At 63.0% G+C, this 26,388-nt stretch carries 30 protein-coding genes and 1 pseudogene; 14 read left to right on the top strand and 17 right to left on the bottom strand.

Annotated features, from left to right (window positions below; translation table 11 throughout):
- Positions 1-44 precede the first annotated feature (44 nt).
- On the top strand, positions 45-509 hold the full coding sequence (locus tag NRG23_RS20570; protein WP_053270167.1) for a TIGR02444 family protein: 465 nt from the start codon (positions 45-47) through the stop codon (positions 507-509).
- On the opposite strand, the gene NRG23_RS20565 is transcribed toward NRG23_RS20570, so the two are convergent.
- Entirely contained in the window at positions 506-1,717 is a 1,212-nt protein-coding gene (locus NRG23_RS20565; RefSeq protein WP_257371864.1) for an AlgP family protein, read from the bottom strand. The genes NRG23_RS20570 and NRG23_RS20565 overlap by 4 nt on opposite strands.
- Before the next feature lie 193 nt (positions 1,718-1,910).
- Between NRG23_RS20565 and NRG23_RS20560 the strand changes: the two genes are divergently transcribed.
- Positions 1,911-2,576, top strand: coding sequence for an FKBP-type peptidyl-prolyl cis-trans isomerase (locus NRG23_RS20560; RefSeq protein WP_016703194.1), 666 nt, complete (start codon positions 1,911-1,913; stop codon positions 2,574-2,576).
- Between the two features lie 62 nt (positions 2,577-2,638).
- Here the strand turns inward: NRG23_RS20560 and NRG23_RS20555 are convergent, their stop codons facing one another.
- The 8 genes and pseudogenes from NRG23_RS20555 to NRG23_RS32890 all read right to left on the bottom strand — a co-directional run.
- Positions 2,639-3,097 (bottom strand): Rsd/AlgQ family anti-sigma factor, encoded by a 459-nt coding sequence (locus NRG23_RS20555; protein WP_009051433.1) that lies wholly within the window; start codon positions 3,095-3,097, stop codon positions 2,639-2,641.
- A gap of 208 nt (positions 3,098-3,305) precedes the next feature.
- Complete coding sequence (locus NRG23_RS20550) at positions 3,306-3,827, bottom strand: disulfide bond formation protein B (RefSeq protein ID WP_257371863.1); 522 nt, start codon at positions 3,825-3,827, stop codon at positions 3,306-3,308.
- Between the two features lie 163 nt (positions 3,828-3,990).
- On the bottom strand, positions 3,991-5,229 hold the full coding sequence (locus NRG23_RS20545; RefSeq protein WP_257371862.1) for a heme biosynthesis protein HemY: 1,239 nt from the start codon (positions 5,227-5,229) through the stop codon (positions 3,991-3,993).
- Positions 5,226-6,365 carry a uroporphyrinogen-III C-methyltransferase gene (locus tag NRG23_RS20540; RefSeq protein ID WP_257371861.1) on the bottom strand — a complete coding sequence of 380 codons (1,140 nt, stop codon included), beginning with the start codon at positions 6,363-6,365 and terminating at the stop codon, positions 5,226-5,228. The genes NRG23_RS20545 and NRG23_RS20540 overlap by 4 nt, the downstream gene beginning before the upstream one ends.
- Before the next feature lie 17 nt (positions 6,366-6,382).
- Positions 6,383-7,150 carry a uroporphyrinogen-III synthase gene (locus NRG23_RS20535; protein WP_009051437.1) on the bottom strand — a complete coding sequence of 256 codons (768 nt, stop codon included), beginning with the start codon at positions 7,148-7,150 and terminating at the stop codon, positions 6,383-6,385.
- Positions 7,147-8,088, bottom strand: a complete 942-nt coding sequence (gene hemC / locus NRG23_RS20530) for a hydroxymethylbilane synthase (RefSeq protein ID WP_009051438.1) — start codon at positions 8,086-8,088, stop codon at positions 7,147-7,149. The genes NRG23_RS20535 and hemC overlap by 4 nt, the downstream gene beginning before the upstream one ends.
- Positions 8,089-8,229: 141 nt before the next feature.
- Positions 8,230-8,976 (bottom strand): LytTR family DNA-binding domain-containing protein, encoded by a 747-nt coding sequence (locus NRG23_RS20525; protein WP_016703190.1) that lies wholly within the window; start codon positions 8,974-8,976, stop codon positions 8,230-8,232.
- A pseudogene (locus NRG23_RS32890) lies at positions 8,973-9,125 on the bottom strand (sensor histidine kinase); the annotation flags it as partial. The gene NRG23_RS20525 and the pseudogene NRG23_RS32890, both read right to left, overlap by 4 nt.
- A 443-nt stretch (positions 9,126-9,568) precedes the next feature.
- On the opposite strand from NRG23_RS32890, the gene argH reads away from it, so the two are divergent.
- On the top strand, positions 9,569-10,963 hold the full coding sequence (gene argH, locus NRG23_RS20520; RefSeq protein WP_009051440.1) for an argininosuccinate lyase: 1,395 nt from the start codon (positions 9,569-9,571) through the stop codon (positions 10,961-10,963).
- 72 nt (positions 10,964-11,035) lie between these two features.
- Here the strand turns inward: argH and NRG23_RS20515 are convergent, their stop codons facing one another.
- The gene (locus tag NRG23_RS20515; RefSeq protein ID WP_257371860.1) at positions 11,036-11,692 is read right to left on the bottom strand and encodes a glutathione S-transferase family protein; all 657 of its coding nucleotides are present in this window, start codon (positions 11,690-11,692) and stop codon (positions 11,036-11,038) included.
- Between the two features lie 124 nt (positions 11,693-11,816).
- Between NRG23_RS20515 and NRG23_RS20510 the strand changes: the two genes are divergently transcribed.
- The 3 genes from NRG23_RS20510 to NRG23_RS20500 all read left to right on the top strand — a co-directional run bounded on the left by NRG23_RS20510 (position 11,817) and on the right by NRG23_RS20500 (position 15,569).
- Entirely contained in the window at positions 11,817-12,113 is a 297-nt protein-coding gene (locus NRG23_RS20510) for a hypothetical protein (RefSeq protein WP_009051442.1), read from the top strand.
- Positions 12,114-12,299: 186 nt separating this feature from the next.
- The gene (locus NRG23_RS20505; protein ID WP_007926676.1) at positions 12,300-12,545 is read left to right on the top strand and encodes a TIGR02647 family protein; all 246 of its coding nucleotides are present in this window, start codon (positions 12,300-12,302) and stop codon (positions 12,543-12,545) included.
- A gap of 174 nt (positions 12,546-12,719) precedes the next feature.
- Positions 12,720-15,569, top strand: coding sequence for a class I adenylate cyclase (locus NRG23_RS20500; RefSeq protein ID WP_009051443.1), 2,850 nt, complete (start codon positions 12,720-12,722; stop codon positions 15,567-15,569).
- 18 nt (positions 15,570-15,587) lie between these two features.
- Here the strand turns inward: NRG23_RS20500 and rnk are convergent, their stop codons facing one another.
- From rnk to cyaY, 3 genes are all read right to left on the bottom strand, one after another.
- A complete protein-coding gene (gene rnk, locus NRG23_RS20495) occupies positions 15,588-16,001 on the bottom strand; it encodes a nucleoside diphosphate kinase regulator (RefSeq protein ID WP_007926672.1) in 414 nt (137 codons plus the stop codon).
- Between the two features lie 147 nt (positions 16,002-16,148).
- Positions 16,149-16,382: a DUF1289 domain-containing protein gene (locus NRG23_RS20490; protein WP_257371859.1), complete on the bottom strand. Its 234-nt coding sequence runs from the start codon at positions 16,380-16,382 to the stop codon at positions 16,149-16,151.
- Between the two features lie 4 nt (positions 16,383-16,386).
- Complete coding sequence (gene cyaY, locus NRG23_RS20485; protein ID WP_007926670.1) at positions 16,387-16,719, bottom strand: iron donor protein CyaY; 333 nt, start codon at positions 16,717-16,719, stop codon at positions 16,387-16,389.
- 239 nt (positions 16,720-16,958) lie between these two features.
- Here cyaY and NRG23_RS20480 point away from each other — a divergent pair, with 239 nt between their 5' ends.
- The 6 genes from NRG23_RS20480 to NRG23_RS20455 are packed head-to-tail and all read left to right on the top strand — an operon-like array spanning position 16,959 to position 21,545.
- Positions 16,959-17,111 carry a lipoprotein gene (locus NRG23_RS20480; RefSeq protein ID WP_007926668.1) on the top strand — a complete coding sequence of 51 codons (153 nt, stop codon included), beginning with the start codon at positions 16,959-16,961 and terminating at the stop codon, positions 17,109-17,111.
- A gap of 9 nt (positions 17,112-17,120) precedes the next feature.
- On the top strand, positions 17,121-18,368 hold the full coding sequence (lysA, locus tag NRG23_RS20475) for a diaminopimelate decarboxylase (protein WP_257371854.1): 1,248 nt from the start codon (positions 17,121-17,123) through the stop codon (positions 18,366-18,368).
- Positions 18,369-18,372: 4 nt separating this feature from the next.
- Entirely contained in the window at positions 18,373-19,203 is an 831-nt protein-coding gene (gene dapF, locus NRG23_RS20470; protein ID WP_009051447.1) for a diaminopimelate epimerase, read from the top strand.
- A 13-nt stretch (positions 19,204-19,216) separates the two neighbouring features.
- On the top strand, positions 19,217-19,942 hold the full coding sequence (locus tag NRG23_RS20465) for a DUF484 family protein (RefSeq protein WP_009051448.1): 726 nt from the start codon (positions 19,217-19,219) through the stop codon (positions 19,940-19,942).
- A 2-nt stretch (positions 19,943-19,944) separates the two neighbouring features.
- Positions 19,945-20,841: a tyrosine recombinase XerC gene (xerC, locus tag NRG23_RS20460; RefSeq protein WP_009051449.1), complete on the top strand. Its 897-nt coding sequence runs from the start codon at positions 19,945-19,947 to the stop codon at positions 20,839-20,841.
- A complete protein-coding gene (locus NRG23_RS20455; RefSeq protein WP_257371852.1) occupies positions 20,841-21,545 on the top strand; it encodes an HAD family hydrolase in 705 nt (234 codons plus the stop codon). Before xerC ends, NRG23_RS20455 begins: the two co-directional genes overlap by 1 nt.
- 97 nt (positions 21,546-21,642) lie before the next feature.
- Here the strand turns inward: NRG23_RS20455 and sutA are convergent, their stop codons facing one another.
- From sutA to glnK, 4 genes are all read right to left on the bottom strand, one after another.
- Entirely contained in the window at positions 21,643-21,966 is a 324-nt protein-coding gene (gene sutA, locus NRG23_RS20450) for a transcriptional regulator SutA (RefSeq protein ID WP_007926654.1), read from the bottom strand.
- 103 nt (positions 21,967-22,069) lie between these two features.
- Positions 22,070-22,495 carry a secondary thiamine-phosphate synthase enzyme YjbQ gene (locus NRG23_RS20445; RefSeq protein WP_016703180.1) on the bottom strand — a complete coding sequence of 142 codons (426 nt, stop codon included), beginning with the start codon at positions 22,493-22,495 and terminating at the stop codon, positions 22,070-22,072.
- Positions 22,496-22,706: 211 nt separating this feature from the next.
- A complete protein-coding gene (locus tag NRG23_RS20440; protein ID WP_009051452.1) occupies positions 22,707-24,044 on the bottom strand; it encodes an ammonium transporter in 1,338 nt (445 codons plus the stop codon).
- Positions 24,045-24,079: 35 nt separating this feature from the next.
- On the bottom strand, positions 24,080-24,418 hold the full coding sequence (glnK, locus tag NRG23_RS20435; RefSeq protein WP_002555808.1) for a P-II family nitrogen regulator: 339 nt from the start codon (positions 24,416-24,418) through the stop codon (positions 24,080-24,082).
- A 416-nt stretch (positions 24,419-24,834) separates the two neighbouring features.
- Between glnK and NRG23_RS20430 the strand changes: the two genes are divergently transcribed.
- Together NRG23_RS20430 and NRG23_RS20425 are read left to right on the top strand one after the other, a co-directional pair.
- On the top strand, positions 24,835-25,095 hold the full coding sequence (locus NRG23_RS20430; RefSeq protein WP_007926648.1) for an accessory factor UbiK family protein: 261 nt from the start codon (positions 24,835-24,837) through the stop codon (positions 25,093-25,095).
- Between the two features lie 227 nt (positions 25,096-25,322).
- Positions 25,323-26,384: a CDP-glycerol glycerophosphotransferase family protein gene (locus NRG23_RS20425; RefSeq protein WP_016703178.1), complete on the top strand. Its 1,062-nt coding sequence runs from the start codon at positions 25,323-25,325 to the stop codon at positions 26,382-26,384.
- Positions 26,385-26,388 lie beyond the last annotated feature (4 nt).

The raw sequence follows: 26,388 nt of genomic DNA, 5'->3' as shown, positions 1-26,388 counted from the left end.
GGCGGAGTCTACCAGCTTCGTTCGCAACTGGCGCGAGTAGCAATATGTCCTCTGACCTGTGGAGCTTCACCCTCAAGACCTACGCCCGCCCAGGCGTCGAAGAAGCCTGCCTGGACCTCCAGGCGGCCGGGGCCAATGTCTGTCTTTTACTCTGCGCAGCCTGGCTCGGCGCGCGCGGGGTGACCTGCACTGCACAGCGCCTGCAACAGCTGCGGAGCCTGGGCCAGCCCTGGCACGACGAAGTCGTCAGGCCGCTGCGCCAGCTGCGCACGCAATGGCGCCCGGCCGCGAGCGCGGATCCGGAACTGGCGGTCTTGCGCGAACAGGTCAAGGCATTGGAGCTGGAGGCCGAGCGGCAACTGCTGCTGCGCCTGGAAGCGCTGGCGGGGGGATGGTCGGAGGGTGAAGCGCAGGATCTGACGAACTGGCTGGAAGGACTGGCGGCCGAAGCCGCCAACCTCAACCGCGACGCGCTGCAGGCGCTGCGCGTCGCGGTGACCGGCGCTTAGGAAGCGCTGGTTGGCGTGGTGTTGGCAGGCGCGGCAGTCGGAGCCGAAACTGGCGCAGCAGCCGCCGCTGGAGCGGGCGAAGATACCGGTGCCGCCGGCTTGGCAGCCGGGGTTGCCGGGGTGACTGGCCTGGCGGCCGCTGGAGCGGTGGCCGGTTTGGCTGCGGCAGGTTTGGCGGCGACAGGCTTCTTCGCGGCTGGTTTTGCAGCCGGCTTGGCAGCAGGTTTTACTGCGGGTTTTGCCGCAGGCTTGGCGGCTGGTTTTGCTGCAGCGGGTTTAGCCGCTGCTGGCTTGGCGGCAGTGGAAGCCGCCGGCTTGGCTGCTGCAGGTTTGGCCGCGGGCTTGGCGGCGGGTTTCGCTGCAGGTTTAGCTGCCGCCTTCACCGGAGCTTTTGCCGCAGCCGGTTTGGCGGCCGGCTTCGCAGCAGTTTTTGCCGCCACCGGTTTAGCCGCTGGCTTGGCAGCTGCAGGCTTGGCCGCTGCGGTTTTAGCCGCGGGCTTGGCGGCGGGTTTGGCCGCAGGTTTTGCTGCTGGCTTGGCAGCGGGTTTCGCTGCAGCCGGTTTGGCAGCCGCTGTTTTCGCAGCAGGTTTGGCGGCAGCTTTCGCAGGGGCTTTTGCAGCAGCCGGTTTAGCCGCTGGCTTGGCAGCTGCAGGTTTGGCAGCGGCGGTTTTCGCCACTGGCTTGGCAGCAGGTTTGGCGGCCGGTTTGCTGGCAGCTTTTACCGGTGCTTTAGCAGCAGCTTTGGCAGGGGCTTTTGCCGCTGGCTTGGCTGCGGCTTTCTGTGCTGGAGCGGCTGCCGGTTTGGCGGAGCGAGTGCTCAGCACCTTGGCTGCGGCTTCTTTCACACGACCGACGCCCTGGGCCAGTTTCAGGCTTTCCTGAGCGTCGCGCTTGAGTTGCAGAATGTAGGCGCGGGTTTCGGATTGACGTGCCTTGAGCGCATCGAGCAGGTCTTCAAGTTCTTTCACTGCGTCCTTGGCTTTGGCTTGTGCCTTGGCCTTGCCGGCCGCCGCGGCGTCCTGCAATTTGGTGCGCGATTTGTGCAGTTTTTCCTGTGCCTTACCGCGTTGCTTTTCCAGTTTGGCGAGCAGTTTTTCAGCATCAGCCAAGGCTTGAGAACAAGCGTTTTCCAAGTGTTCGAGCAGGCTGCCCGAAAGCTGTTGGAGCAAATGCAACGGAGTACTTACAGGCTTCTTATTGGCCGACATGGTTTACCTCCTGGCTGACGTGAGTTGCGGCTCATACTAGACCTCTGCTGCTACCGCCGCTAGGGCATGTTGACAGTATCGAATGCCATGCGTTGCAGAGGATCGAAAATGTTCTTCGCGCACAAGAAAGTTACTCACCAGCCGCCACACCCACGCTGGCATAATCCACCTCGTCTCAGGCCGGAGAGCGCCCATGTCGCGTTACCTTTTTTTATCCTTGTGTGTGTTGTTGCCACTGGCTCAGGCCGCCGAAGATTCGCAGAAAAACGATGCTCACGATCTCGCCTACAGCCTGGGTGCCAGCCTCGGCGAACGCCTGCGCCAGGAGGTGCCGGACCTGCAGATCCAGGCATTGGTGGAGGGCTTGAAACAGGCCTACCAAGGCAAGCCTCTGGCACTCAAGGACGAGCGCATCGAACAGATCCTCGCCCAGCATGAGGCACAGGTCAGCGAGCAAGCGGGCAAGCCGCGAATCGAAGTGGCGCTGGAAAACGAACAACGTTTTCTCTCGGCCGAAAAAGCCAAGCCGGGCGTACGCGAACTGGAAAACGGCATCCTGCTGACCGAGTTGGCACCCGGCAGTGGAGCACGGCCGGGTGCCAATGGTTCGGTACAGGTTCGCTACATCGGACGCCTGCCTGACGGCACGGTGTTCGATCAGAATCAGCAGCCGCAGTGGTTTCGCCTGGACAGTGTGATTGCCGGATGGCGCAGTGCCTTGCAGCAGATGCCGACGGGGGCGAAGTGGCGCCTGGTGATTCCTTCGGCCCAGGCTTACGGCGCCGACGGCGCAGGCGACCTGATCGCGCCTTACACACCCCTGGTGTTTGAAATCGAGCTGTTGGGGGCTAGCGGCTAAGGGGCGCAGAAACGAAAAACGGTGCGCAATGCGCACCGTTTCGGTAAAGCTTTCGCTGCAAGTCAGGCCTGAACGGCGGCCTCTTCCTTGTGAGCGTTGTGCAGCACTTCGATCAGGCAATCTTCCAGCTCGAAGCGCTCATGCAGCAGACCACCCAGCTCCTTGAACTTCTCCGCCACGCATTTTCCTTCGTCGCACAAATCGTTGAACGCCAACAGCTTTTCAGTGATGACATCGATCCGAGGATAAATGGTTTCGGCCAGTTCGAGCCCGCGCTTGTCGTTGAAGGCCTTGGCCTCGCCGGTCAGCTGCTCGTAGATTTCAAAGTGGCCGGCGGAGACGTAGTCCACCAGAATTGCGCAGAACTCCTGCAGCGGCTGTCGGTTTTCAGCCAGCGTCTCAGGCTCCGCGCCGAGAGCATCATAGGCCCGAACCAGTTCGTGACGCTCCTGCAACCAGCGATCGATCAGCAGATGCACTCCACCCCAGCGTTCCTGAGCATTCTGACAACTTTCGAGCATGGCGATCTCTCTTCCCTTATGGGTCATGCCGCTCTGAATCCGTCACTGGACTGAACATCAGCATCCGGCCAGGCAGAACAGCATCGAGCAACGTAATTGCGGTGACACGTGCGGGCCAGATTATGCCCGCTCGACAGCCGCTTCAAGGTACGCAGGAGATAAAGTTCATACAAGTGTTTAATCTTTAGCCCCGTCGCAAAACCACGATTCAGGTCGCAGCCGCCCTGCGCCGGCCCCGTGGTAGAAGCCGCACCAGGCGATAGGCACTCAAAATCATCACAGCGATGAAAAACAGCAGGCTCCACTCCGCGGCGCTCATGTCCAGCAGCGTCCAGGTGACCTCCGCGCACTGCGCAGTCCCGGTGAAAACCAACTGCAAGGCACGCCCCCAGGACAGATTGCCCAGCATGAACGGCATGTCCGGCAAGCACGCCAGCAACTGATCCGAAGGAATGTTCTGCAACAGCACATGGCGCCCTGCCGTGATCACACCCGCCAGGCTGCAGAGCAGTTCCAGCAGCCAATACAGGGCACTCGCCGGGTATTGTGGCCCCTGCACGACCGCAACCAGGCTGATCGAAGTCAACAGCAGCGTGAAGAAACGTTGCACCACCCACAGCAGGCAAGGCTCGAGCCCAATCCCGTACTCCAGGTGAAACGAAGCCCACAGGGCCAAGGCACCGGTAAAAAACACAAGGGAGAACAGCAAGCGTGAGCCGGCCAGCGACATGGTGTATCCACAACGGAAGAAACAGGCTGCCACGGTAGAGAAAGCGCTCGGCCCTTTCAAGGCGCGCCATGACAAGATCGAGCGCGGCAAACGGGCACAGAGGCCAGATCGGGGGGAATTGCGGAACGGGCCGCCCCCTCAGGGACGGCCCAGCCCTGCGGGTTTATACCCTGGCGGGCACCGGCAACGGCGATGCCAGGAGGCGCTCGTCCAACAGCCCCAGGCCTTCCTGGAACAGCTGGTTGCTGCGCTCGGTATCGCCCAGCTGCGCCAGCAACCGGGCCAGCTCGGCGCAAGCCTCAGGGTTGCGCTGCAAACGCAGGCTGCTTTCCAGATAGTCCCGCGCCTTGCCCCATAGGCTGGTTTGCAGGCACAGGCGACCCAGGGTCAGCAGCAGGCTCGGATCGTTCGGATGATCCTTGAGCCACTGCTCGGCGAACTGCAGCTGCCGCGACGGATCACTGCCGCGCAGCAAGCCGTAAAGCCGCGCCAGATGGCTGTCGTATTTGCGCTTGAGAGCGACGCGCAGCACTTCTTCGGCCTCGGCCTCGGCGCCCAATTGGCGCAGCTGTTCGGCATAGGCCAGCACCAGTTGCGGCTCCTGGCGTTGAGCCGCGGTCAGTTGCTGCCAGGCGCGATTGAGCGATTGCAGGCCAACCGCACCGTCTTCTTCGCGATGCGCCGCAAGGGTCAGGTTCTCGCCCCAGGCCCGACGTTCCAGTTCGGCCAGTTCGTTGGCGGGCAGGACTTTGTCCTTGCGCAGTTCGGGCAGCAGGCGAATCACCGCCGACCAGTCGCCCCGCTGTTGGTGCAGACGCTGCAACTGCCGCAGCACCTGGACACTGTGCGGGTGACGCTCGTGCATGGCTTGCAGGGTGCTCAGGGCGCCTTCGGTATCACCGCGATCGGTCTGCAGTTGGGCATGACTCAAGGCCACCGCCAGCTCGGCCTGGGGCTGCCGTTCGAGGGCACGCTCCAGCAGGCTGTCGCACTGCTCGTAGTTTCCCAGCTCGTTCGCCGCCCGCGCCGCGCCGAGGTAGTACAGAAGAGGCTGGCGCTCGGCTTCCGCGGCACGATGCAAATGCTTCTGGGCGCTGGCCCAGCGGCCTTCGGCAAGATCCATCTGGCCCTGCTCGATGGCGATCTGCACACGACGGCTGCGGTTGCGCCGTGACCAGGGATTGACCACGCCGCTGGAGGCCATCACCAGTTCGATCAGCGCCTTGATCCCCCAGATCACCAGCCAGATCACCGCGATCAGTGCCAGGGTCGCCCACAGGCTCGACTCATAACGGAAGCTGTCGTAGGCAATCAGGATGTACCCGGAATGCTCGGCGATCGCCAATCCCAGCAATCCCGAGGCGGCGATTACCAGGAACAGAATCACATACAGGCGCTTCATGGGCTGGTCTCCTGCGGGGTATTCGCAGCAGGCTTGGCCAGTGGTTTCACCGACTCTTCAGCGCTCAGGTTGCGCCGCTCCAGGTAGGCCTGAACGGCGCTCAGGGTCTTGGTCAGGTCCGGCGTCTGCACGGTGACCGGCTGTTTGCTCAGTTCGGACACGCGCTCCAGCATGAGCTTGCTTTGCGGGTTGTCCTGATTGAAGTTGCCCTTCAACACATCGCGGGCCTCCGCCAGCGCCTGGGTGTACACCGGCGCCTGGCCGTTCAGCGCCGCCCACTGGGCCTGTTCCAGGGCCAGGCTCAAGGCCAGGCGCACCTGCGTCAGGCTTTGCCCGGCGAGCAGCGGCCGCACGTTCTTGTCCGCGTTGAAGTCGATACGAATGTAGCGCGAGATCTGGTCCCACCATTGCGCCCAGCGGCTGGCGCCATCGCCGTCGGCGGTCAGGCCCAGCAGCGAATCGCCACGGTCGCGGTACTCGGGGGCCAGCTCGGTGAGCTCGACCACCTGATCGCGCAGTGCGCCCAGTTGCAGGAACAGTCCGGTGCGATCCGGCTGTTCGGTGCTGCGCAGGGCCGCGAGGCTCTTGGCCAACTGCTCGCGCGCGGCGAAAGAACCGGGATCGTTCTGCTCGCGCAGGATCTCGTCGGCGCCCTGCACCAGAGCCTGGGCGCTGCTGATGTCCTGCAAGGCCGAAAGGCGCAGGCTGGCCAGACGCAACAGATGTTCCGCCTCGGCCAGACGCCAGTCCTTGCGGCTGGCACCCAGCACGCTCTCCAGCTTCTGATTAAGTCGCTGCTGGTCGCCCTGCAACTGCGCGACCAGACGGCGGCGTTCTTCCAGTTCATCGGCCGCCGGCAATTGCTCCAAGCGTGCCGTCAGGCGCTGCTCGTTGAGCTTCAGGCTCTGCGCCTCATCACCCAGGGCCTGCAACTGCCCCAACTGCTGCTGATTGTTGGCCTGCAGGTTGCGCACCTGCCAGACACCCCAGCCGCCGGCAGCGACACCGGCCGCCCCCAGCAGCAGGGCGAGGATCGCCAACCCGTTGCCGCGACGCTGCACAGCTGGAGTTGCAGGTTCAGCCGGTGCATCGATTACCGGCTGGACATCATCTTTAGGCAAGGCTGTTTCGCTCACGTATCCATCCTTTGCGTTTAGAGAACGGGCACGGGTTGCTCCCGTAACGCCGTTAGCAAGGCCGCGGCGCTGGCGCCACGGCAATCCACAACTTTCTCGGCCCCGGCGGCACGCGCCATTTCGGCGACCCGGGGGCTCGGTACAAACAACGGCAGCCGCGCCACCTGTGGCCAGGCCTCGCCGGCCAACTGCTGCAAGTGTTCGAAACCCTGCCCACTGCTGACCACCAGCCCATTCAAGCGTTCCGCCTGGATGCGTTGCATCAGGACCCCGTTGGCATAGCGCGGCAGGTCGCGGCGGTACAGCTCCAGATAATCGACACTAGCACCTTGGCCGCGCAAACGCTCAGCCAGCAGCTCGCGGCCACCCTCCCCGCGCACGATCAGCACCCGTGGAGCAGGCCGTGCAATAGCCTCGCGCAACTGGGGAAGTTCAAGCAAGGCTTCGCTGTCATCGCCTTGCTCGGGGAAAAAAACATCCAGGCCGTGATCGGCCAGAATCTGCGCCGTCGCGGCGCCCACACTGAACCAGCGCTGGCTCGGCGGCTGCGGCCAGAACTGCTCGAGCAGCTGCACGGCCATTCGCGCGGCCGGCTTGCTGACCGCGATCACCGCGCAGTAGCGGTGCAGCTCAAGCACCCTGGCGCGCTGGGTATCGTCAAAAGGCAGGGCCTGGATTTCCAGCAACGGCAGGCTGCTGCTGAACACTCCCGCGTCGCCCAGAACCTCAGCCAGCAGCGCCGACTCGTCCGTGGGCCGGGTCAGCAGCACACGCCAGTCGCTCACTCTTCGCCAGCCTCGCCATAGACTGCGCGCAGAATATCGTCGGCGCCCTGGGCCAGCAGATCCTCCGCGACCTGTACGCCAAGCGCCGCCGCCGCGCTACGTGGAGCACGGGCCTCGGCGCTGAGCAGCACACCGCCGCTCGGTTCGCCGACCAGGCCGCGCAGCCACAGCTGATCGCCTTCGAGCACCGCATAGCAGGCGATAGGCACTTGGCAGCCGCCATTCAGATGCTTGTTGAGGGCCCGTTCGGCGGTGACCCGATCCGCCGTATCGGCATGATGCAGCGGCGCCAACAGCTTGTGGATCTCGCTGTCGGCCGTGCGGCACTCGATGCCCACCGCGCCCTGGCCGCCCGCCGGAAGGCTGTCGTCGACGCTGATCGAAGAGCTGATGCGATCTTCGAAACCAAGACGGATCAAGCCCGCAGCGGCCAGGATAATGGCGTCGTACTCACCGGCGTCGAGCTTGGCCAGGCGGGTATTGACGTTGCCGCGCAGGAAACGGATCTGCAGGTCCGGACGACGAGCCAGCAGCTGCGCCTGGCGACGCAGGCTGGAGGTCCCCACGACGCTGCCCGCGGGCAGTTCGTCGAGACTGGAGTAGGTATTGGAGACAAAGGCATCGCGCGGGTCTTCACGCTCGCAGATGCAGAACAGGCCCAGGCCTTCGGGGAAATCCATGGGCACGTCTTTCATCGAATGCACGGCGATATCCGCTTCGTTTTCCAGCAGCGCGGTTTCCAGCTCCTTGACGAACAGCCCCTTGCCGCCGATTTTCGACAACGGCGAGTCGAGCAGCTTGTCGCCGCGACTGACCATGGGCACCAGCGTCACGATCAACCCCGGGTGAGCGGCTTCCAGACGAGCTTTGACGTGTTCGGCTTGCCACAAGGCCAAGGCACTTTTGCGGGTAGCGATGCGGATTTCGCGAGAGGACATGGATCAATCCGTACTGATAGAAAATACGGCAGATGATAACAGCTCAGCCAAATCAGCTTTGACTTGTATCAGGAACCGCAGCCCCTCCCTGGCTGCAGGAACGTTGCGGGCGGGGTGCATGACCCGCCCGATTGTCCGGATCTAGAGCTGCTGCATCATCTTGCGCACGCCGGCCACATGCCGTCGGCTGACGATCAGCGCATCACCATTGAGCCCCTTGAGGAACAGCTGGAAATGCCCCAGCGGCGTACGCTGCAGGCGTTCGATGCGTTCGCGGGCCACCAGGGCGTTGCGATGGATGCGAACGAAACGCTCGCCAAACTCGTCCTCAAGCGCCTTCAGGGGCTCATCCAGCAGGACTTCGCCGCTTTCATGGCGCAAGGTCACGTATTTGTGGTCGGCAATGAAATAGACGACCTGATCCAGCGGGATCAGCTCGATACCTTTGCGGGTCCGTGCACTGATATGGCTACGGGGGCCGCTGCCGCTTTCGGCGGCGGGCCGGGTCAGGGCCGCCAGCTGGACCCTGTTGGGGCGGTCGGCCTTTTTCAGTGCCTCGAGCAGATGCTCGGAACGCACCGGTTTGAGCAGGTGACCGACCTCGCTGACATCGAAAGCCTCGAGGGCGAATTCATCAGGGGCGGCACAGAACACCACGGCTGGCGGCGCCTCGCGCTCGCACAAACGGGCGGCAACCTGCAGGCCATCGAGACCCGGCATGCGGATGTCGAGAAGCACGATATCCGGTTTCAGGCTGTCGATCAGGGCCAATGCCTCTTCGCCATTGGTGGCGCTGGGCTCCAGGACACTGTATCCCTCAAGCTCACTGACCATACGGCTCAGTCGCTCGCGGGCTAGGGGTTCGTCATCAACGATCAGGACATTCATATTGCGCTGGATTCCTGCGTGAGTCTCGCACAAGGATAGCGTAGACAGGTGAAGTGACGTCCGTCACGGCGATCCACGCTAAGACTAGTGCGAGGGCCAAAAAGTGCCCCACGACGGGCACCATTATTTACCCGGGCCTGCCCGACACCGCTCAAGGCCCGCCACTGCACGACATGGTCATGGGGACTGCTGATACAGGACACAAACACCCCCTCTTTTATAGTCGGCTTCCACCCAGGCCGCCTCCCTCGTGACTCGCGAGGCGGTGCCGGGGCCGGAGCGCATGCGACAACGGTTGCGTGATCAGCGACCAGGCTCGATGAAACATCCGAGATTGCGCTGTTCCTTCAGTCCAACTGTAGACGGTTGCCAAGACGATATTGCTCAAACGATAAATATCGTTACATCACCCCTCGCCCCCCGCCTTCGCTCGCCTAGTCTCTGCGCGCCCGAGGTCGGCGACAAGCGCCCGCGGCCCCCATGGCAGAAATAAAAACCTGCCGACCAGTGCCAGCTACAGGATTGGCAACCCTGTTATTATCCGCGGCAACTTTTCACCTCATTTCCCTTCCAGCCGATCACGAGCGAATTCATGAGCACTGACAAGACCAATCAGTCCTGGGGCGGCCGCTTCAGTGAGCCCGTCGACGCCTTCGTCGCCCGCTTCACCGCCTCCGTCACTTTCGACCAGCGCCTCTATCGTCACGACATCATGGGCTCGATCGCCCACGCCACCATGCTGGCCAAGGTCGGCGTACTGACCGATGCCGAACGCGACAGCATCATCGACGGCCTGAAAACCATCCAGGGCGAAATCGAGGCGGGCACCTTCGACTGGCGCGTCGATCTGGAAGACGTGCACATGAACATCGAAGCACGCCTGACCGACCGCATCGGCGTCACCGGCAAGAAGCTGCACACCGGCCGCAGCCGCAACGACCAGGTAGCCACCGATATCCGTCTGTGGCTGCGCGACGAAATCGATCTGATCCTGGCGGAAATCACCCGTCTGCAAAAAGGCCTGCTGGAACAAGCCGAGCGCGAAGCCGACACCATCATGCCGGGCTTCACCCACCTGCAGACCGCGCAGCCTGTGACCTTCGGTCATCACATGCTGGCCTGGTTCGAGATGCTCAGCCGCGACTACGAGCGCCTGGTCGATTGCCGCAAGCGCACCAACCGCATGCCTCTGGGCAGCGCCGCGCTGGCCGGCACCACCTACCCAATCGACCGCGAGCTGACTTGCCAGCTGCTGGGCTTCGACGCCGTCGGTGGCAACTCGTTGGACAATGTGTCTGATCGCGATTTCGCCATTGAGTTCTGCGCCGCCGCCAGCGTGGCCATGATGCACCTGTCGCGTTTCTCCGAAGAGCTGGTGCTGTGGACCAGCGCGCAGTTCCAGTTCATCGATCTGCCCGACCGTTTCTGCACCGGCAGCTCGATCATGCCGCAAAAGAAAAACCCGGACGTTCCGGAGCTGGTTCGTGGCAAGAGCGGCCGCGTGTTCGGCGCCCTGATGGGGCTGCTGACGCTGATGAAGGGCCAGCCCCTGGCCTACAACAAGGACAACCAGGAAGACAAGGAACCGCTGTTCGACGCCGCCGACACCCTGCGCGACTCGCTGCGCGCCTTCGCCGACATGATCCCGGCGATCAAGCCCAAGCACGCGATGATGCGCGAAGCGGCGCTGCGCGGCTTCTCCACCGCCACCGACCTGGCGGACTACCTGGTACGCCGTGGCCTGCCATTCCGCGATTGCCACGAAATCGTTGGCCACGCCGTGAAGTACGGCGTGGAAACCGGCAAGGACCTGGCGGAAATGAGCCTGGAAGAACTGCGCAAGTTCAGCGACCAGATCGACCAGGACGTGTTTGCCGTGCTGACCCTGGAAGGCTCGGTCAATGCCCGTGACCACATCGGCGGCACCGCGCCAGCTCAAGTCAAGGCAGCGGTGGTTCGCGGCCAGGCGTTGTTGAGCAGCCGCTAAAAGCCAGCGCGGGCAAGCCACGCTCCCACAAGAGTGTGGCTTGCCCGCGATCAGCGACCCGAAGAAGCCTTTCTACTTCTTGCTGGCGATCATCGCCAGGAACTGCGGCATTGCCACGTCCTTGTCCGCCGCGACCCGCTGCACGTTGGGCATCTGTTCCAGGCGCGCCATCAAGGCTTTGGCTGCCGGCATCTCGGCCAGAAGATCCATACCGAACAGCTTCTGCCCTACCGCGCAGGCCAGGCTCACGCTGTACAGGAAATACAGGTCCGCCACGCTCAGGCTGCTGCCCGCCACATAAGGGGCGAACTTGCCGTGCCTGGCCAGCGAGGCGAATCCCAGCACCAGCTCATTGCGGGACTTCTCCTTGATGGCCTCGGGAACCGCCGTGCCAAAAAACGCCTCGCCGTAACAGGCCCGCGCCGGCAACTCGATGTAAAGCTCGATCTCCTTGGCCAGCGCCAGCACCTGGGCACGCTCGAACGGATCGCTTGGCAGCAGCGCCGGGCCCGGCTGGGTTTCGAGGTATTCCAGGATCACGCTGGTTTCGTTGATAACGCCCCGCTCCCCCCCCAGCACCGGCACCTTGCCGCGCGGGCTGATGGCTAATGCTTCAGGGCTTTGCCCGGCGTAGAACGGCACTTCCTCGAAAGGCAGGCCTTTTTCCAGCAATGCCAGTTTCACCATGTTGTAGTAGTTGCTGACGGCGAATCCATAAAGCTTGAGCATGCGTAGCCTCCAGGCCGGGTACGGGGTTGGCAGCCACTCTTATAGATCCTCGACAGCCGACTGGCCAGCAGCATCAGGCTCCTGAATACGAGTAAACTGGAGACCTTTCCTTGAGGAGCCTGCCATGAGCGAGCCAACCCCCGACACCCACCAAGACGACAACGACGAAGAAGCGTTCACCGAAAACACCCTGATCGAAGCGATCGAAAACCAGATCGAAAGCGACAACCCACCCGCGGCCAAAGCCACCTTCAACAAGCTGACCCTGGTCGGCTATGAGCGTGACGAAATCCTCAACCTCATGGCCCATGTCCTGGCGGTGGAAATCGACGCGATCCTCGAAGAAGACCGCGCGTTCGATACCCAATGGTACGAAGCCGCGCTGCGTGCCCTGCCCGAGCTGCCGCCCGAGAAGAAGTAAGCCCGCCACGCCCCGCGCCCGCGCCTGGCCGGCGCGATTGCGGGCCTTGACTACACTGGTACGCGCCCTGCGGCCAAATACCGCCGCCCAGGGGCGTAAAAGTCCGCAGCGGACACTGGACAGGCTGCACAACTGCGGTCACCTTAAGGACGCTGTCGTCTAATTCCTAGAAAGTCTGGAGTCCTTATGTCGTATACCCCTGAGTTGGTTGCCGAACTGGAAATCCTTGCACTCTTCAACCTGGACAGTTCCCAGGAAGGCCTGAAAATCCATCAGACCGCTGCCCCCCAAGCTATCGCCGCCGCACGACGCCTGTTTGAAAAAGAGCTCATTACCCAGCCCGATGGTGGTTACCTGACCAGCCTGGGCCGCGATGCCGCCGAGCATGCCCAAGGCCTGCTGACCATTCTGACGGTCAAAGAAGCCGCCTGAACGCTCTCCCCTACGGCCCTCGGAATCCCCGCCTGTCGGATTCCGCGGGCAAGCTCCAGCGGCATGTTGGAAATCTGACGTCAAAAATAAAATTCAGCTTAAAGCTCGCCCTCGACTGGCTGTAAACTCCTGCGCACAAGACCTCCCACGTTCAAGCTTCGCGAGCCTGTTTGAATGACCCGCACCCATGAAATCCGCCCAGATCTGGACGAGGGAATCGATCGCAAGGTTCTCAGCCAGTTGCGCGCGCGCTTTCTGAAGCTCAACGAGGGGCGCCTGGGCCGGGCCATGGAAGGGTTGTCGCCACGCCAGCAACTGGTGCTCAACCTGTTGCCGCTGTTCTTTCACGTCAACCACCCGCTATTACCGGGTTATGTGTCGGGTGGCACACCGGCCGGGTTGTCGAACTACGAGCCCGACACACCGACGCTCAACGAAGCCCAGCGCCTGACTCGTTCGTTTTCCTACAAGGCCCGCCCCGGCAATGCGCCGCGGCCTATCCACGGTCTGTTCCTGATGGGCAGCCTGGGCACCCTGGCCCAGGCCGACCAGAGCGATATGGACGTGTGGGTCTGCCATGCGCCCGACCTCGGCGAGAACGAACTGGCCGAACTGCGCAAGAAATGCCTGCTGCTGGAAGCCTGGGCCGCCAGCCAGGGCGCCGAGGCGCACTTCTTCCTGATCGACCCCAGCCGCTTTGTCCGTGGCGATCGCGACACCCAGCTGAGCTCCGACGATTGCGGCACCACCCAGCACTACCTGCTGCTGGACGAGTTCTACCGCACCGCCATCTGGCTGGCCGGACGCACGCCGCTGTGGTGGCTGGTGCCGGTGTACGAAGAAGCCCGCTACCACGAATACACCCATACGCTGCTGTCCAAGCGCTTCATCCCCGCCGACGAAAACCTCGACCTTGGCCATCTGGCCCATATTCCGCCGGGCGAATTCATCGGTGCCGGGCTCTGGCAACTGTTCAAGGGCATCGAGTCGCCGTACAAGTCCGTGCTCAAGTTGCTGCTGACCGAGGTCTACGCCAGCGAACACCCGCGGGTGGAATGCCTGAGCCTGCGCTTCAAGCAGGCGGTGTTCGCCAACCGCCTGGACCTCGACGAGCTGGACCCGTACATCGTGGTCTACCGGCGCATCGAGGAATACCTCAAGGCCCGCGGCGAGCCGGAGCGCCTGGAGCTGGTGCGTCGTAGCCTGTACCTGAAGGTCAACCGCAAGCTCACCGGCAACAACGGCGCACGCAACCCGAGCTGGCAGCGCACGCTGCTCGAACGGCTGGCCCACGAATGGGGTTGGGATCAGCGCCAGCTGGCGATGCTCGACAGCCGCAGCCAGTGGAAAGTCCGCCAGGTCAGCGCCGAGCGCCGGGCCCTGGTCAATGAGCTGAATTACAGCTATCGCTTCCTGACCCAGTTCGCCCGTACCGAGCAGACCCTTGGCCTGATCAACAAGCGCGACCTGAATATCCTTGGCCGCCGCCTGTATGCGGCCTTTGAACGCAAGGCCGGCAAGATCGAGTTCATCAACCCCGGCATTGCCCCGGACCTGGCCGAAGACACCCTGACCCTGGTGCAGTCGCCCAACAAGAAAGAGCCGGGGCAAACCCACTGGGGCCTGTACAACGGCAGCCTGAATGCCCTGGAGTGGGAACACTTCGCGCCGATCAAGCGCAGCCGCGAACTACTGGAGCTGTTGACCTGGTGCCATCGCAACGGGGTGATCGACAGCAGCACGCGCCTGGCGCTGCACCCGGGCAGCAGCGACCTGAGCGAGTTCGAGCTGTTCAATCTGCTGGGCAGCCTGCAACAGACCATCGCGCTGCCCCTGGGCACCGTCAGCGAAGAACGCCTGCTGCACAGCAGCGTGCCCAGCGAAGTGCTGATCCTGGTGAACGTCGGCCGCGACCCGCTCAAGCACCACCGCGACCTGAACATCCTGATGACCACCGAGCGCACCGACTCTTTGAGCTACGCCGGGGTGCGGGAAAACCTGGTGCTGACCCTCGACCAGGTGACGCTCAACAGCTGGAACGAGGTCTTGGTCGGTCGTTACGACGGCGCCCATGCCCTGCTCGACTGCCTGCGCGACTACCTCAACAACCTGCCGCGCGGCCCCGAGCAGCCGAAGCTGCGAGTGCGCTGCTTCTGCCACAACCGCGCGCAGTTCATCGCCCAACGGGTCGAAGAGCTGTTCGATACGGCGCAGAACCTGTTGCTCAGCCAGCTCAATCACCGCTACCTGATCCAGGTGCAGCAGCATTACCACGTGCTGGAACTGGTGCCGGGCCAGGTCAATCATGTAGCGCTGGCGAGCCTGCCGGCGCTGATCGACTACCTGGGCGAAGAGCAGTCGAGCTACAGCCCGCTGCACCTGGACCCGATGGCCCTGGAAGAACACGACCTGGCGCTGATCCTGCCGATGGGCCAGCCTGATTGCATCCAGGTGTTCTACCGCGTCGTCGAGGCCCAGGCCGAGCTGTACGTGCTGGATGAATTCGATGCGCTCTGGCAGCAACGCCTGCCCTACCACGACGAACAGAGCCTGCTGGTGCCCCTGCAACGCTTCCTGCAGTCGATCCTCTATCGGCGCGACGCCCAGCTGCCGATGGAGGCTTCGCAGCCCCTCGTGCCGCTGGACATTTTGTATTACCAGATATTGCCTTCAGGCAGCACAAGGGCCCGTCGAATCGAGCCACGCCCAGCGCCGCAGACGCCAGCGAACAAAGCCTTTTATGACGTGCAGGGCATCATCGGCAAAGCCGCACCGGGGCAGGTACAGGTCACCCTGTATTGCAATCAACGGGAGTTTTCCGAGCTGGAGCATGGCGACCAGTTGTTCGCCGCGGTCGCCCAGGAGATTGTCGGCCAGCGCCGCGAAGCCGAACGCTATCGCTGCTACATCACCGACCTGGACCTGTCCGGCCTGCTCGGTGACCACCACGGCTCAAGCAATCTTTACCTGCGCTACAAGGCCGACCTGGAGCGCGCCTTGAACGACGCACTCGAGCAGGTCTAGCCGCTCAGAGGCGCCTAATCAGAGGTGAAAATCGCCAGCCGCTTCGGGCTGGTATTCCACTTCAAGCAGGGTCAGCTTCAGGGTCTTGCCGCCCGGTGCTGGCCAGTCGATGTACTGCCCGACCTGCAAGCCGAGCAAGGCGCTGCCCACCGGCGCCAGGATAGAGATCCGGCCTTCGTCGGCGTTGGCGTCCTGTGGATACACCAAAGTCAGGTGATAGTCCTTGCCGCTGCCCTCTTCGCGGCAATGCACGCGCGAGTTCATGGTCACGACACCGGGCGGGACTTCATCGTGGCCCACCAGGGTTTCGGCGCGATCCAGCTCGGTCTGCAGCGCAATGACGCCAGGCAGCGTGTCGTCCAGGCTGTCGATCAGGCGCTCCAGACGCTGCACGTCGAGGCGGGTGAGAATGATGGAAGGTGCGGTGCTCATGATCCAGGCAGACTCCTTTTTTCGGCACAAAAAAGCAAAACCCCGTCCAGATAAGACGGGGTTTTCACCGGCCTCGATGTGGCGAGGCGTAACCGGACACTACCACAGCAGCACAAATAAACAAGCTACCGGATTTAGGGGCCCGGGCTAGCCGGCGCTCGGCGCCGCCGCCCGCTTGCGCTCCAGCGCCTGGCGACAGATGACGCGCCGACGCTCATCGTCCGCCGAGCGCCATTCGCGAATGTCTTCGACATGCCGGAAACAGCCCTTGCAGACTTTTTCCTCGTCCAGCCGGCACAGGCTGACGCAGGGCGAGGCCACGGCCGGGCTGACATTGCTGTACAGCGGCTTGGGCAGGCGCACCGGGGCGGTTGGCGTCACGGTCTCAGAGCCCTTCGAACTCGAGCTTGATGTCGGCCTGCTCGAGGACGATGCGCTCGAGCATTTCGCCCAGCTGCTCTTCGCTCTTGTCGCACATCCAGCGCTCGCTTTCTTCGTCGTAGTCGAAGTGGAAGCCACCGGAGCGCGCGGCCAGCCACAGCTGACGCAGCGGTTCCTGGCGGCTGAAGATCACCTGGCTACCGTTTTCGAACTTGACGGTGAGCACACCGGCGGAGCTCTCCAGATCGATATCCAGGTCACTCTCCTCGAAAATGTCCTCCAGCGTCTGCTGGGTGGCATCGACCAGGTCGTGGAAACGGGCTTCAGTCAAACTCATTGCGGGAACCTCGAAAAGTGTCTACTCACGCTCAAGCGCCGCAAGATACGGGCGCATCCGGGCGAATGCAAAGGATACCGATCAAGGGCGCGGACAGCAGAGAAAATATCCCCGCAACCGCCGCGCCCAACCCCTGCGCCCGGGGCAAAGGCCCGCCGGACGGGTGTTCCAGCGCATAGGCAAGCCGTCGGGTGGTCGGTATACTCGGGCGCAATTAACGCATTCTCAAGGATTTCGCCATGAAGCGCCTGATCTCTTCCCTTGCTGCGCTCGTCGCGGTTGCCTGCCTTGTCACTGCCTGCGGTCAAAAAGGCCCGCTGTATCTTCCCGATGACAGCAAATCCCCCGAAGACCAGGGTCACTCGCAGTCGCACAAGCACGACACCAACTAAGGGAACCCCATGGACGCTTTTAACTACCGCGACGGGCAGCTGTTCGCGGAAGGTGTAGCGTTGTCCGCCATTGCCGAACGCTTTGGCACGCCGACCTACGTCTATTCCCGAGCGCATATCGAAGCGCAGTACCACGCGTACGCCGATGCCCTCGCCGGCATGCCGCACCTGGTCTGCTTCGCGGTAAAGGCCAACTCCAACCTGGGTGTACTGAATGTCCTGGCGCGTCTGGGCGCCGGTTTCGACATCGTCTCCCGCGGCGAGCTGGAACGCGTCCTGGCAGCTGGCGGCGCGGCCGACAAGATCGTCTTCTCCGGTGTCGGCAAGACCCGTGACGACATGCGTCGCGCCCTGGAAGTCGGCGTGCACTGCTTCAACGTCGAGTCCAGCGACGAGCTGGAGCGCCTGCAACAGGTCGCCGCCGAACTCAATGTTCGCGCGCCGGTCTCGCTGCGGGTCAACCCGGATGTCGACGCGGGCACCCACCCGTACATTTCCACCGGCTTGAAGGAAAACAAGTTCGGTATCGCCATCGCCGATGCCGAAGACGTGTACATCCGCGCGGCCCAGTTGCCGAACCTGGAAGTGGTCGGCGTCGACTGCCATATCGGCTCGCAACTGACCACCCTGGCCCCCTTCATCGATGCCCTCGACCGTCTGCTGGGCCTGGTCGACCGCCTGGGCGAATGCGGCATCTACCTGCGCCACATCGACCTCGGTGGTGGCCTGGGCGTGCGTTATCGCGATGAAGAGCCGCCGCTGGCCGCCGACTACGTCAAGGCCGTGCGCGAACGCCTCGACGGCCGCGACCTGGAACTGGTCTTCGAACCCGGCCGCTTCATCGTCGCCAACGCCGGGGTACTGCTGACCCGGGTCGAGTACCTCAAGCACACCGAACACAAGGACTTCGCCATCGTCGACGCGGCAATGAACGACCTGATCCGCCCGGCCCTGTACCAGGCCTGGATGGACGTCAGCGCCGTGCGCCCGCGCGATGGCCAGGCACGTACCTACGACATCGTCGGCCCGATCTGCGAAACCGGCGACTTCCTGGCCAAGGAACGTCAGCTGGCCCTGGAAGAAGGCGACCTGCTTGCCGTGCATTCGGCCGGTGCCTACGGTTTCGTCATGAGCTCCAACTACAACACCCGCGGTCGGGCTGCTGAAGTGCTGGTCGATGGTGAACAGGCTGTTGAAGTGCGTCGCCGCGAGACGGTAGCCGAGTTGTTTGCTGGCGAAAGCCTGCTGCCGGAGTAGAACCATGCTGCTGCGTTTTACCAAGATGCACGGCCTGGGTAATGACTTCATGGTCCTCGACCTGGTCAGCCAGCACGCGCACATCCTGCCCAAACATGCCAAGCAATGGGGCGATCGCAACACCGGTGTCGGTTTCGACCAGTTGCTGATCGTCGAGGCGCCAAGCAACCCGGACGTGGATTTCCGCTACCGGATCTTCAATGCCGACGGCTCCGAAGTGGAGCAATGCGGCAACGGTGCGCGCTGTTTCGCCCGTTTCGTCCTGGACAAGCGCCTGACCACCAAGCGCCAGATCCGCGTCGAGACCAAGAGCGGCATCATCGAACTGGATGTGCGCAACGACGGTCAGATCAGCGTCGACATGGGCGCGCCGCGCCTGGTGCCCGAGCAGATCCCGTTCGTGGCGCCAGCCCAGGCCTTGAGTTACCAGGTCGAAGTCGACGGCCAGAGCGTCGAGCTGGCCGCCGTGTCCATGGGCAACCCCCATGCCGTGCTGCGGGTCAACGACATCAACAGCGCGCCGGTGCATGAGCTGGGACCGAAGATCGAACATCACTCGCGCTTCCCGGCCCGGGTCAATGTCGGCTTCATCCAGGTCATCGACCGTCAGCGCGCGCAGTTGCGGGTCTGGGAACGTGGCGCCGGGGAAACCCAGGCCTGCGGTACTGGCGCCTGCGCCGCCGCAGTGGCCGCGATCAGCCAGGGGTGGATGGATTCGCCGCTATTGATCGACCTGCCGGGCGGGCGCCTGTCCATCGAGTGGGCAGGCCCTGGCCAACCGGTGAAGATGACCGGCCCGGCAGTGCGCGTATACGAAGGACAGGTGCGTCTTTGAATGAGCGAAAACCATGACTGATCAGCCTCAGGTTCCAGCCGAACAGCCCGACGAATCTCCTGCCGAAAACCTCGAGGCGGCGGCGATCGCCGCGTATCTGGAGGCGCATCCAGACTTCTTCGTCGAGCATGAAGAACTGCTCCCGGCGTTGCGCATTCCTCATCAGCGCGGTGACACCATCTCGCTGGTGGAGCGGCAGATGAAGATCCTGCGCGAGCGCAACATCGAGATGCGCCACCGGCTTTCGCAGTTGATGGACGTGGCCCGCGACAACGACCGGCTCTTCGAGAAGACCCGCCGCCTGATTCTCGCGCTGATGGATGCCAACAGCCTGGAAGACGTGGTGATGAGCGTCGAAGACAGTCTGCGCCAGGACTTCCAGGTGCCGTTCGTGAGCCTGATCCTATTCAGCGACAGTGCCATGCCGGTAGGCCGCTGGGTCACCGCCGCCGACGCCCAGACCGCCATCGGCGGCTTGCTGACCGAAGGCAAGAGCGTCAGCGGCAGCCTGCGCGAGCATGAGCTGGACTTCCTGTTCGGCGAAGAACAGCGCCAGCAGATCGGCTCCAGCGCCGTGGTCGCCATCGCCCATCAGGGCATTCACGGCGTGCTGGCCATCGCCAGCCGCGACCCGCAGCACTACAAAAGCTCGGTGGGGACGCTGTTCCTCAGCTACATCGCCGAAGTCATGGGCCGCGTGCTGCCGCGCTTCACTCACTCGCTACGCTCGGTTCGCTGACCATGGAACGACAACTGGACGCCTACTGCGAGCACCTGCGCAGTGAGCGCCAAGTGTCGCCCCATACGCTGCAAGCCTACCGCCGCGACCTGGAAAAAGTGCTGGCCTTCTGTGCCAAGCAGCAGGTTTCCAGCTGGTCCGACCTGGACATCCAGAGCCTGCGCAGCATGATTGCGCGCCTGCACCAGCAGGGCCAATCCTCCCGCAGCCTGGCGCGCCTGCTCTCCGCCGTGCGCGGCCTGTATCACTATCTGAACCGCGAAGGCCTGTGCAATCACGACCCGGCCAATGGCCTGGCGCCGCCCAAGGGCGAGCGTCGCCTGCCCAAGACCCTGGACACCGATCGCGCCCTGCAATTGCTCGATGGCGCGGTGGAAGACGATTTCCTCGCGCACCGCGACCAGGCGATTCTCGAGCTGTTCTATTCCTCCGGGCTGCGCCTGTCGGAGCTGACCAGCCTGGACCTCGAACAACTGGACCTGGCCGACGGCCTGGTGCAGGTGCACGGCAAAGGCAGCAAGACCCGGGTCCTGCCGGTCGGCAAAAAGGCCCGCGAAGCGCTGCAACTCTGGCTGCCACTGCGGGCGCTGAGCAATCCGCCGGACGACGCGGTGTTCGTCAGCCAGCAGGGCCGGCGCCTGGGCCCCCGGGCGATCCAGCTGCGGGTCAAGGCCGCCGGCGAGCGCGAGCTGGGACAGAACCTGCATCCGCACATGCTGCGACACTCCTTCGCCAGCCACATGCTGGAATCCTCCCAGGACCTGCGCGCCGTACAGGAACTGCTGGGGCACTCGGATATCAAGACCACGCAGATCTATACCCACCTGGACTTCCAGCACCTGGCAGCGGTCTACGACAGCGCCCACCCACGGGCCAAACGCAACAAAGGCGGTGAGTAATGACGATCAAGCTGATCACCTTCGATCTCGACGACACGCTGTGGGATACCGCGCCCGTGATCGTCAGCGCCGAAGCCGTACTGCGCCAGTGGCTGACCGACCACGCTCCGCAGCTGGGCAGCGTACCGGTGGAGCATCTCTGGGCCATCCGTGAACGGGTGCTGAACAACGAACCGGGGCTCAAGTACCGCATCAGCGCGCTGCGCCGGCGGGTGCTGTTTCATGCGCTGGAGGAAGCCGGCTACGACCTGGGACAGGCCAATGCCCTGGCTGACCAGAGTTTTGAAGTGTTCCTGCATGCCCGGCATCAACTGGATATCTTTCCCGAAGTGCAGCCGACCCTGGAAGCGCTAGCCAACCACTTCGCGCTGGGCGTGGTCACCAATGGCAACGCCGATGTGCGCCGCCTGGGGCTGGCGGATTACTTCAAGTTCGCCCTGTGCGCCGAAGACATCGGCATCGCCAAGCCCGATGCACGGCTGTTTCACGAGGCCCTGCAACGGGGCGAGGCGACGCCGGACACCGCCGTGCACATCGGCGACCACCCGGGCGACGACATCGCCGGGGCGCAGCAGGCCGGCTTGCGGGCCATCTGGTTCAACCCGGCCGGCAAGGTCTGGGAGGCCGAGCGGCTGCCGGACGCGGAAATCCGCAGCCTGACCGAACTGCCGAAACTGCTGGCGCGCTGGCACAGCGGCGCCTGATAGCTCGATCACCGCAATACGGTGTCATTGCCCAACAAGCGCCCATGAAAAAGCCCGCAGCGACGGCGGGCTTTTTCAGCAAGCAAGTGGCGGGCGCTTAGATAGGCCGGCTACCGTACTTGTTATCAGGCTTCTTGGGCGGATCGGCAACCACATTGGCCTCGACTTCCTGCACTTTACCGCCACGGGCCAGGAACTCCTCCATGGCGCGCGCCAGTGCATCACGCTCTTTGTTCTTGGCTTCGACACTCGGCAACTCGTCTACCGAGACGGCAGCCTTGGCCTTGCCTTTGGCGGTCGGGGCAGGAACATCACTGCCATCGTCTTCCGCCACATCGTCGGCGGCCGCTTCAAGACCTTCTTCGGTTTCGTCTTCGTCGCCTACTTCGAGGTCGTCGTTTTCCAGATCATCGTCGCTCATGTTCTACCTCATGACTTGCGAAAAGCAGATTAGTTATAGCCCAGCTGAGCCGACTGTCGAAGGCCGCTGGAAAAAAAATCAACATCCACTGATAACCAGCGGCTTATGCCTTATCACCGTGCAAGGTGGCAAGGACTTTGCGGGCACCGCCATGATCGCGATGCTCGCCCAGATAAACGCCTTGCCAGCTGCCTAACGCCAAGCGACCTGCCGATACCGGCAAGCTCAATTGACAGCCTAGCAAACTGGCCTTGAAGTGCGCCGGCAGATCATCGGGCCCTTCGTCGTCATGTTCATACCCGGCCATGCCTTGCGGCACCAGGGTGTTGAAAAAACGCTCGAAGTCACGACGAACCGCAGGGTCGGCATTCTCGTTGATGGTCAACGAGGCCGAGGTATGCTGCAGCCACAAATGCAACAGACCGACCCGGCATGCCTTCAGTTCAGGCAGGCCGGCGAGCAACTCGTCCGTTACCAGATGAAAGCCCCGGGGCCTTGCCCGCAGGGTAATCAGAGTCTGTTGCCACATACAGTTCTCCGCACATTCGGCGCGCATTCTAGCGCGCTCTGGGAAAAAACAAAGTGCCGAATATTCCTCCAATGCTGTAAGTCATTGACCCGAAAAAAAAGCGCTCATCAAACTGGCTGACAAGCTCTGGGAAAAACCTTTCAGCTGTCTCTCAATGACAAAACGCAGACAAAAAAATGCCCGGCAAGCCGGGCATTTTTTTCAGGCGAAATTACAGGTTGTAACCACGCTCGTTGTGTTGCGCCAGGTCGAGGCCGACCGACTCTTCTTCCTCGGTGACACGCAGCCCGATGACCACATCCAGCACCTTGAGGATGATGAAGGTGACGATCGCGGTGTAGATCACCGTGAAGCCCACGCCTTTGCACTGGATCCACACTTGTGCGGCGATGTCGGTCACGGTGCCGAAGCCGCCCAGCGATGGCGCGGCAAACACGCCGGTGAGGATCGCGCCGAGGATACCGCCGATACCGTGCACGCCGAAGGCGTCCAGGGAGTCGTCGTAGCCCAGTTTGCGTTTCAGGGTGGTCGCGCAGAAGAAGCACACCACGCCCGCAGCCAGGCCGATCACCAGGGCGCCCATCGGGCCTACGGTGCCAGCGGCAGGCGTGATCGCCACCAGGCCGGCAACCACACCCGAGGCGATGCCCAGGGCGCTTGGCTTACCGTGGGTCAGCCATTCGGCGAACATCCAGCCCAGCGCCGCGGCGGCGGTGGCGATCTGGGTCACCAGCATCGCCATGCCGGCGGTGCCGTTGGCGGCGGCGGCGGAACCGGCGTTGAAGCCGAACCAGCCGATCCACAGCATGGCCGCGCCCATCAGGGTGTAACCCAGGTTGTGCGGCGCCATCGGGGTGGTCGGGAAGCCTTTACGCTTGCCCAGCACCAGGCAAGCCACCAGGCCGGCGATACCGGCGTTGATGTGCACCACGGTGCCGCCGGCGAAGTCCAGCACGCCCCAGTCCCACATCAGGCCGCCGTTGCCGGACCAGACCATGTGCGCGATCGGCGCGTAGACCAGGGTGAACCAGATGGCCATGAAGATCAGCATGGCGGAGAACTTCATCCGCTCGGCAAAGGCACCGACGATCAGCGCCGGGGTAATGATGGCGAAGGTCATCTGGAAGGTGATGAACACCGCCTCGGGGAACAGCGCCGCCGGGCCGGTCAGGCTCGCCGGGGTGACGCCGGCCAGGAAGGCCTTGCCCATGCCGCCGACGAAGGAGTTAAAGTTGACGACGCCCTGCTCCATGCCGGTGGTGTCGAACGCGATGCTGTAGCCATAAATGACCCACAGGATGCTGATCAGACCGGTAATGGCGAAGCACTGCATCATCACGGAAAGAATGTTTTTCGAGCGCACCATGCCGCCGTAGAACAGCGCCAGGCCGGGAATGGTCATGAACAGCACCAGGGCCGTCGAGGTCAGCATCCAGGCGGTATCGCCGGAATTGAGGACTGGGGCTGCCACTTCGTCCGCCGCCATGGCCAGGCCAGGCATTACGAGGGACAACAGGGCTCCTAGCCCTGCGATTTTACGCAGAGTCATATTGTTTTCTCCTGGGGCGTTGGGTTTGGGGCGGCTTAGATGGCGTCGGTATCGGTTTCGCCGGTACGGATGCGAATAGCCTGTTCCAGATTGACCACGAAGATCTTGCCGTCACCGATCTTGCCGGTGTTGGCGGCCTTGGTTATCGCCTCGATGACCCGATCAAGATCCTTGTCGTCGATGGCGACGTCGATCTTCACCTTGGGCAGGAAGTCGACTACGTACTCCGCGCCGCGATACAGCTCGGTGTGCCCCTTCTGCCGGCCGAAGCCTTTGACCTCAGTAACGGTAATGCCCTGCACGCCGATCTCGGACAGCGACTCGCGCACGTCGTCCAACTTGAACGGCTTGATGATGGCAGTGACTAGCTTCATGAAACTTTCTCCCGAATTGGTGGACTTGCCCCAGGAAAACAAACCCGACTCAAGTCTAAGCGCAGTGCCTGGCTTTGTAACGCATCGTCGGCCTTCCTCGACCAGACCGACGCCAGCTAACCGCTGCCGACGAAACACTTCCCCGCTCCGCCTGCCGCACTGCATTCGTCACAGCGACTGCATCAGTGCATGGGTCATCAGCGACTAAGCAGAAACCTTGCCATCTCATGAAAACCCACTGATTTCAGTCCCTTGGCCGCCGCCACGGAGACCACTTCGCCATCATCGCCACGGATACGCACAACAACGGTGCGCCACTGCCCGGCGCGATGCGCGAAAAGCGTGCATCCCCGCCTGCCAATTGACTATAGACAGTGCGTGATACACTGCCCGCCATTGTTTTCAGGACACCTCCCATGCTCGCGCCCAAAGACCTCCTCGATGCCCTGAGCGGCCATGCCGCCCGCCTGTTCAGCGGCGATACCCCACTGCCCCGCGCCGAAATCGAAAGCCAGTTCAAGGCCCTGCTGCAAAGCGGCTTCAGCAAGCTGGACCTGGTCAGCCGGGAAGAATTCGACAGCCAGATGGTCGTCCTGGCCCGCACCCGCGCCCGCCTGGAAAGCCTCGAGGCGAAGGTGGCCGAGCTGGAAGCGAAGCTCAATCCGAGCGAGCAATAACCAGCTCGACCGTGCTCCTGCGCATAGGCTCGACCGGGCAGCACCTGCCATCGGTCGAGCCGGGCCCTGCCAGCAAAGATTTTCCGCCCCGCCCGTTCATTTCCCCCCTACTCCGCCGATAACATGTCCAGCGTTTGCGATCCTGGCCCCCCTTGGGCGAGTCATGCCCCGCAACACCGCCAAGCAACGCGAACGCTTGCCTCGACTTAATTGCACCAGGTAGCCCTATGACCGCGCCAAAACCCTTCAGCCGCTTGGCCTTCTTCGTTCATACCGCCGAGATGCTCAATCACTATCAGGCGGTCTGGAGCCTGCTCGGGGCCGACGCTTTCGACGTGGTCCTGCATGGCACCCATGAAGAGCGCGCGCAAAGCCGCGAACTGATCGGCGGCCTGGGTTACAGCTGCCACGGCAGCCTGGATGTGATCAAGGCCAATCACCGCTATGACGTGGTGGTCTCCAACCACAGCATGTACGACCACGGCTCGCAGCCGATGATCAAGGCGCTGGGCCATCGGCAGGTGCGCTTCATGTACGCCCTGGGCAAGTACAAACACAACTTTTCCAGTTGGAACCGGCACTACGACCTGATCCTGTGTTTCGGCCCCTGGCAGGCCGAGCGCCTGCGCGAATGCTGCGACGCCGTGACCTTCCAGATGGGTTACCCGCGCTACGACGCCTACTTCCGCGAAACCTCGCTGCAAGGCCAGCACCCGGCGGACCTGGCCCTGGACCCGACGAAAAAGACCGTGCTGTGGCTGCCGACCTGGATGGAGCTGTCGTCGATCAGCCGCTTCGCCGACGCCATGGCCGGGTTGTGCGATCGCTACAACGTCATCGTGAAGACCCATCCGCTGTCGGCCGAGGCCGATCCCGAGGCGCTGAAACTGCTTGAGCAATACCCGTTCACCGCGGTGATTACCCGCGTCTACGACAACCTCACCCTGTTCCGCTGCGCCGACTATGTGGTTTCGGACTACGGCGGAACCGCGTTCGGCGCCCTGTACCTGGACAAGAACCTGCTGCTGTTGAACGTACCGGACGCCGAGCAGGACGCGCTGACCGGCGAGGAGTCGCCCGATGTGCTGCTGCGCAATGACATCGTCAACCTCGACCCCGAGGCGCGCTGGCAACTGGCCGACCTGCTGGGGGACGAGAGCCTCTGGCAACAGCAGGCCGCAGTCCGTCAGCGCCTGCGTCGCCATTACTTCGCGCCCAGCTATGGTTTCTCGGCGGAGCTGGCGGTACTGGCGCTGCGCAACATCGAAAACATACTCAAGCAGGGGTGAAGCC

It is taken from the genome of Pseudomonas sp. T8, from assembly GCF_024610635.1.
Taxonomy (GTDB): Bacteria; Pseudomonadota; Gammaproteobacteria; order Pseudomonadales; family Pseudomonadaceae; genus Aquipseudomonas; species Aquipseudomonas chlororaphis_I.
This window is presented reverse-complemented; position numbering and strand designations above follow the sequence as displayed.